The organism is Trebonia sp., assembly GCF_030042015.1.
Classification (GTDB): Bacteria; Actinomycetota; Actinomycetes; order Streptosporangiales; family Streptosporangiaceae; genus Trebonia.
In genome coordinates this window covers 1-6,386 of the sequence record NZ_JASIAL010000307.1, presented here as the reverse complement: position 1 = coordinate 6,386, position 6,386 = coordinate 1, and the positions used below count along the sequence as shown (strand labels likewise).

The following is a 6,386-nucleotide window of genomic DNA, read 5'->3' as shown; positions in this document are numbered from 1 at the left end:
CTGCGCGGCGGCTACGCCGAGGCCGCGGTCGGGGCGCCCGGGGCGCCCGGGGCGCCCGGGGCGCCCGGGGCGCCCGTGCGGCGGGGGCGGCGGACCGCGCCGCTGCGCGCAGGCGAGCTGCTGCGCCGCCTCACCACCAGGCACCTGGCCCTGCTGCGCCGCGGCGCGGCCGCGAGCTACGTCACCAGCCTCGCGCCGTGGATGACGGCGCTCGCCCGCGGCCCGCTCCAGGCGCTTGACGACTTCTACCTGGTGAACCGGGCGGGCCGCTGGTCGGCCGCGGCCAGGCAGGCCTACCTGATCAGGGAAACCCTCGTGCAGCCGCTGTTCGACGAGCAGGTCGTGCTCGCGGCCCGCGCCGTCCCGCTCGCCGACCGGGTCAGCGGGGAGCTGTCCCGCGCCGTGCTCGCGCAGCTGTGCCCCCCGCTCGCCGACGTCCCGCTCGCCGCCAAGCCGCGCCAGGGCGGCGCCTCAGGCGCGCGCCAGGGGTCGTTTGACTGGCGGCGCGAGTACGGCGCCGAGATCGCGTCGTTCCTGCGCGAGTACGCCCTCGACCAGGGCACGGTGGGCGGGCTGTTCGACGTGGTCAGCCGGCCCGCCGCGGAGAAGCTGCTCACCCCGCCGCACGCCGACCGGGCCAGCGTCTGGGCGCTGGCCACGCTCGCGTGCCTGGTCTCCGGCGACTACCGCAACGCCCGGGAGCCGACTCCCCTGCTGAACGTCACATAGCGGGCGCCGGAGGGCGGCCGGGCCGTGGCGGGAGGCGGTCTGGGCGAGCGGGGATCAGCCGCGGCCGTAGAGGGACTCGGCCTGCCAGAAGAAGACGATGCCGACGACCAGGAAGCCGAGACCCCAGCCGATCCCGGCGAGCCACAGGTCGCTGTTCGTGACCACGGCATGGCAGTACGCCTGCAGCGGCGCGTTGGACAACACCGGCACGGAGACGTGGCCGATCACCGCGTGGCCGTGGTCCACCGTGACGTTACCCGGCACCGCCACGTACTTGCCGTCGACCACATAGCTGTAGCCGCCCGGGTCGTTGGTGAAGATGCCGCAGTAGCTCGCGTTGTACGGCTGGTTGCCCGGCGCGTCCTGGCGGTACGTGGTCATCAGCGCCACGCGGGCCAGCGAGATGAACACCGCGGGCGGGTTCAGCGACAGCAGCTTGATGCCCCACACGGGCACCTTCGCGGGCAGCGTGGTGACCATGTACATGACGCCGCAGAAGTACCGGCAGATGCGCAGGAAGAACGGGATCAGCTCGCTGACGTCCTGCATGCTGCCGCCGAGCCTGGCGACGATCAGCGCCGCCCCCGTGTTGAACGCCGTCTGCAGCGCGACGGTGGGGATGAGCAGGAACCAGTACCTGGTCGGCCACTCGTTGCTGATCAGCATGATGGGGACGAGCACGAGCAGGCCAAGCAGCATCTGCTCAAGCTCGACGATCACGTAGGCGAGCGGCAGCGCGGCGCGCGGGAAGTACAGCGCGCGGATCAGCTGCAGGTTGGCCCGCATGACGTTCGAGCCGGTGACGATCGACCGCTCGGTGAACGCGAACACGAACACGCCGGTGACGAGAAACGCGACGTAGTGCTGCACGCCACGGTCCGCCTCGAACAGCTTGCCGAAGATCAGGTAGTACACGCCCGCGTTCAGCAGCGGCGTGAGCACCTGCCAGAGCTGGCCGAGCTTGGCCTCCGTGTACATCGACACGTTCCGCGCGGTGGCGTAGCCGACGATGAAGTGCCGCCGCTGCCACAGCGCGCCGAGGTACTTGTGCAAGGACGGGCGGGCGCCACTGAGCTTCAGGCCGTACTGGGCCGCGAGCCGGGAAAGCGGCATGTCGGGCACCCGGGGCGCTTCGGGCATGACGACAGTGCCAGCCTCCAGGCGGCCCGGCGCGCTCAACTTGCCACGTTCGTCCACGGGGCAGAAGTCTATTCGAGCCGGGGCAGAGGGCTGCCCGGGGAGAGCGGCCGGGACCGTTCGGATGAAGGATTGTGATCTTTTAAAGCCCCGACTCGGCGGTCCTGACCAGGATCCGGCGGCATTCCTCGCAGCGCACCACCTCGTCGGGAGCCGCGGCGCGAAGCGCGTTGAGGTCGAGGGTGCTGAGCGAGACGTGGCAGCCCTCGCACCGGCCGCGGCGCAGCATCGCCGCGCCGATGCCGCCATGGGTGTCGCGGAGCTTGTCGTAGAGCGCGAGCAGCTCACCGGGAACGCCGCCGGCCACCGACGCGCGGGTGGCCGCGGCCTTGCCGGCCTGCTCGTCGATCTCCGCCAGGGCCGTGTCGCGGCGCGCCGTCGCCGCCGCCGACTCCTGGGCCGCGCCGGCCTGCTCGGCCGCGGCCGAGTCGCGCGCCGCCTGGGCGCCCTCGCGCCGTTCCATCAGCTCGAGGACGACCTCCTCCAGGTCGGACTGGCGGCGCCGCAGCGACGCCACCTCGGACTGCAGCGACTCAAGCTCACGGGCCGAGGACACCTTGCCGCCGTCGAGCCGGTCCTGGTCCCTGCCGATGCGCACCAGGACTTGTTCCACGTCGCGTTCGGCTCGCGCCTGCTCGCGGTCCAGGTCGGACAGCTGGGTGTCGGCCTGCGTGATCTCGTCCCTGACCTGGGCAGCGCGGGCGGTGAGCCGCTCGAGCTCGGCGATTTCCGGCAGGGCCCGCCGCCGGTGGTCGAGCCGGGCGAGCTCGGTGTCCAGGTCCGCCAGTTCGAGTAGCCGCAGTTGCGCCTCGGGTGATGCCTTCACGAAGGCCAACTCTAGTCCGTGTTGACAAACCGAGTTGACATGCTGCTAGCGTCGCTCCGGGCCGTTCAGCGGCCCGGACCAGCGTCGTTGACAGGGGAACTCACTTGCGCTTACGGGACTTAGGAGTGCCGGGAAGGCACACGATGTTCGAGGAACTCACCAAGGCGGTTGACACCGCGATGGCCGCGCCCGGATTCGTCCGGTATGAGGTCGGTCCGGCGGGTGACCGCTGATGGCAAGCACGAGGGAACGCAACGGGCGGTTCACCGGTCTCTACCGGGACGCCCAGGGCAAGCAGAGGTCGGCAGGGACGTTCGCCAGCGAGCGCGAGGCGCTCAGGGCGGCCGGGCACGCCGAGGCGGTAGCGAACCCGCCGAAGACGATCGAGGTCGACCCGGCCCGGAAACGCGGAAAGGCCACCGTCGCCGCATACGCCCCGAGGTGGATTGACGGCCAGCTACTGGAGAAGACGAGCCGCGAGACGTACGGGCGGACGGCCGACCAGATCATCCGTCACCTCGGGGCGATGGCCCGCGAGGACGTCGGGCCGGATGACATCTGTCTCATGTGCCTGCCCGGTGCCACTGCCGTGGAGCCTATCGGCCGTCTCATTTGACTGTCTCATCTCAAATGGAGTAACCCGAATCGAACACATGTTTGCCAGCCCGACCGACCCCCCATCATTAACGGATTGTGACCAGCTGGTGCCGTGGCCTGGTTTCGCGCGCAGAGTTCAGCGGTCATCCGGGAACAGTGGCACAGGCAATCGCCCCTGACCAGATCGGCACCTCCCCCTCACCCAGGAGCCAGGCTACGGGCGCACATGGACAGTGGCAGCATCCAGGCTGTTCGGGCCGCATGGTACAGTGGACATACATTGTACGTCCACGAAGGAAGAAGGAATCATGGCCAGGGACACGCGGGACCGTGCGGCTGTCCGGGCGCGTAGCGACCGGATGTCACTGAGGCTCATGCCCGAGTCTCGGGCGCTGATCGATCGGGCCGTCGAAGCAACCGGGACCACCCTCTCCGACTTCGCGGAGTCGAACCTGGTCCTCGCCGCTCAGAGGGCGCTGGCCGACCGGACGAGCTTCACGCTCAACGACGAGCAGTGGGCAGAGTGGGAGCGCATCAACTCGCGGCCGGCTCGTGACCTCCCCGAACTCCGGACGCTGCGGGAGCGGGCCGCGAAGGCAAGGGCATCCTGGTGAACATCGACCCGGTGCCGTTGTCCTCCGGGCACATCCTCTCCGGTTTCGAGTGCCGGTCCCAGGAACAGACGGACTGGCTGCACCAGCATGCCCGTCAGGCTCACGCCAGTGGCACCACCAGGGTCTTCGTTGTGGCGGGCGAGGACGATACGGTCATTGCCTACTACGCCTGGTGCATGGCCTCAGTGGGTGATCTCACGTGCTTGCCGCCGCGTATGCGAAAAGGAACGGGACGGTATCCCCAGCCCGTCGCACTCCTGGCCCGCCTAGGGGTGGACATCAGGTACGAGGGCCGGGGTCTGGGGGCCGTCCTGCTGAATGACGTGATGACGCGGCTACTCGGTCTCTCGGACGAAATCGGCTGCCGGGGACTCCCGATTCACTGCGAGACCGATGATGCGAAGAAGTTCTATCTTCACCTGGTGCCCGCGTTCACGGCTAGCCCGACCGACCCCATGCATCTGTACCTGTTGCTCAAGGACATCCGCCAGTCTCTCCAGCCCTGATCCCCGCGACCAACCAGTGGCAGCGCTTCTCCGCATCAGGAAGGCCACTTCTTGCCGGCCCGCCACCCAGGCCAGCATGTAACCGAACAGTGCCGCCCCCGCTGGGACAATGGATCTGCACGACGTGCACGCTCGGGACGCCGGGCAGAGATGGAGACCCAGATGGACATGGACGACTTCACACCCGCTCTCGGCGGCTCGTTACGAATCCCGGTGACCGCACACCGGGGCCAGGTGGTGGCGCAGTTCACGGTGCCCGCGACCCCGCATCCCGACGAGCTGTGGAACGCGCACACGCGCATGACGGACGCGACACGAGACGGCTCACAGGGCGACCCGCTCGGGGACTACCGGCCGGGCCACGGCCTGGAGCACGAGCCGCTCGACGACGCCGAGAAGGCCAGCCAGCACACCGCGCAGAACGCCTGGTCGCTCACCGAGACGGCACGCGGGATCAGGGCGGCACTCCGGGGCGGCATCGCCTACTAGGCAGTGCCGACCTCATAGCCTGCATCTGCCCGGAGCCCAAACGGCGCACGTTGATCAGACTTGCCACGGCTCCGAGCGTCTGCATGTGCGGGAATGCCCGGCTGAGCATCCTTTGCCACCTGGCTGTTGACAAGCGCCCGAGTTACTACCCTGCGCGCCCGGCCCGCTGACCTGCGGCTACGACCGTGAAGTTCGGCGTTCCGGGGCTTTGTCAACCGCCTTGTCGTTGACACGGCCGGCAACACTCGCTAGGTTACCTGTTTGACCAGCACTAACCCGGTCATCAGACACGAAGGCCAACGTTAGTCGCCCGAGCGGGCGTTGTCGCATGGTAGACACGTCGGCATGGGGATCCCTCGGGTCAGTAGGCCCTATATGCCCGGATACGAAGTCGCCGGGCCGGAACAAGGGAGCGGGCTCCTGCACTGGTCCTGGGCGGCCGAACGGCTCACCGCTGCCCGGAACTACTGGGTGGTCAGCGTCTGGCCCGACGGGCGCCCGCACACGATGCCGGTCTGGGGCATGTGGGACGACAGCACACTATGGTTTACGTCCGCAGCGAAATCGCGGAAGGTGCTCAACCTTCGCGCCGACCCGCGGTGCTGCGTGTCCACGGAGGACGCGTCCGACCCGGTGATCGTCGAGGGCGTGGCGCGCTTCGTGACCGATCCCGCTGTCCTGCAGCGCGTGATCGACTTGATGAACGCCAAGTACCGCACCGGACTCGGCGTCGATTTCCTCGACCCGGCCAAGAACGCGACGATCGGCGTGCGGCCACAGCGCGTGTTCAGCATGCTGCACAGCGATTTCCACGGTTCGCCTACTCGTTGGGTTTTCGATGACGAACGGTAATAACAAAGAGATTTTCCCGAACGGCCGGGGGCGGCTGCCCGCGGGTAGCGTGATCGCATAATCGTGTAACGGCGGGCGAGCGCAACGGACTAAAACTGCATGACTAGCAGAAGTAGGCTCCCGGGCAGGTTCACGGGCGCGGTCTGCGGCGTGGTGACCGCCGCGGTGGCCATGGGTGTCGCGCAATTGCTCGCAGGCCTGTCGATCCCGCAGTCCTCGCCTGTGGACGCCGTCGGGCAGGCGGCGATCACCCTGACTCCGCTGCCGGTGCACAACTGGGCGATCGCGACGTTCGGCACCAACGACAAGAACGCGCTGCTCACCGGCGTCGTCGTCGTGGTGTTCCTGTACGCGATCGCGGTCGGCATGCTCGCCGTCCGGCGGCTGTCGTGGGGCCTGGCCGGCCTGTGCGTGTTCGCGGTGATCGGGCTCTGGGCGGCGCTCACGCGGCCGAACGCGTCCGCGGCGTACGCGCTGCCGACGCTCGGCGGCGCGGCGGTCGGAGCCTACGTGCTGTACCGGCTGGTGACGACGGCCCGCGCGGCGGCTGGCCCGGCGGCCGCCGTCTCGGCCGCG

The 6,386-nt window shown here is 69.0% G+C and carries 7 protein-coding genes and 2 pseudogenes; 7 read left to right on the top strand and 2 right to left on the bottom strand.

Annotation, left to right across the window (positions count from 1 at the left end; all coding sequences use genetic code 11):
- Positions 1–729 (top strand): annotated as a pseudogene (locus Q1N79_RS16435) (hypothetical protein); the annotation flags it as partial.
- A 54-nt stretch (positions 730–783) separates the two neighbouring features.
- Here Q1N79_RS16435 and Q1N79_RS16430 read toward each other — a convergent pair.
- Positions 784–1,926 (bottom strand): ABC transporter permease, encoded by a 1,143-nt coding sequence (locus Q1N79_RS16430; protein WP_300609947.1) that lies wholly within the window; start codon positions 1,924–1,926, stop codon positions 784–786.
- A gap of 82 nt (positions 1,927–2,008) precedes the next feature.
- Entirely contained in the window at positions 2,009–2,752 is a 744-nt protein-coding gene (locus Q1N79_RS16425) for a C4-type zinc ribbon domain-containing protein (RefSeq protein ID WP_300609946.1), read from the bottom strand.
- 232 nt (positions 2,753–2,984) lie between these two features.
- Here Q1N79_RS16425 and Q1N79_RS16420 point away from each other — a divergent pair, with 232 nt between their 5' ends.
- The 6 genes and pseudogenes from Q1N79_RS16420 to Q1N79_RS16395 all read left to right on the top strand — a co-directional run.
- A complete protein-coding gene (locus Q1N79_RS16420; protein WP_300609945.1) occupies positions 2,985–3,368 on the top strand; it encodes a hypothetical protein in 384 nt (127 codons plus the stop codon).
- A gap of 289 nt (positions 3,369–3,657) precedes the next feature.
- Positions 3,658–3,963, top strand: coding sequence for a DUF1778 domain-containing protein (locus Q1N79_RS16415; RefSeq protein WP_367185079.1), 306 nt, complete (start codon positions 3,658–3,660; stop codon positions 3,961–3,963).
- Positions 3,960–4,469, top strand: coding sequence for a GNAT family N-acetyltransferase (locus Q1N79_RS16410; RefSeq protein ID WP_300609944.1), 510 nt, complete (start codon positions 3,960–3,962; stop codon positions 4,467–4,469). Before Q1N79_RS16415 ends, Q1N79_RS16410 begins: the two co-directional genes overlap by 4 nt.
- A gap of 162 nt (positions 4,470–4,631) precedes the next feature.
- A complete protein-coding gene (locus Q1N79_RS16405) occupies positions 4,632–4,958 on the top strand; it encodes a hypothetical protein (protein ID WP_300609943.1) in 327 nt (108 codons plus the stop codon).
- Positions 4,959–5,333: 375 nt separating this feature from the next.
- Entirely contained in the window at positions 5,334–5,810 is a 477-nt protein-coding gene (locus tag Q1N79_RS16400; RefSeq protein ID WP_300609942.1) for a pyridoxamine 5'-phosphate oxidase family protein, read from the top strand.
- Positions 5,811–5,909: 99 nt separating this feature from the next.
- Positions 5,910–6,386 (top strand): annotated as a pseudogene (locus Q1N79_RS16395) (oxidoreductase); the annotation flags it as partial.

Coding starts and splice junctions, on each gene's coding strand:
- Q1N79_RS16400 (WP_300609942.1), top strand. CDS start 5,334: ATGCCCGGATACGAAGTCGCCGGGCCGGAACAAGGGAGCGGGCTCCTG.
- Q1N79_RS16420 (WP_300609945.1), top strand. CDS start 2,985: ATGGCAAGCACGAGGGAACGCAACGGGCGGTTCACCGGTCTCTACCGG.
- Q1N79_RS16405 (WP_300609943.1), top strand. CDS start 4,632: ATGGACATGGACGACTTCACACCCGCTCTCGGCGGCTCGTTACGAATC.
- Q1N79_RS16415 (WP_367185079.1), top strand. CDS start 3,658: ATGGCCAGGGACACGCGGGACCGTGCGGCTGTCCGGGCGCGTAGCGAC.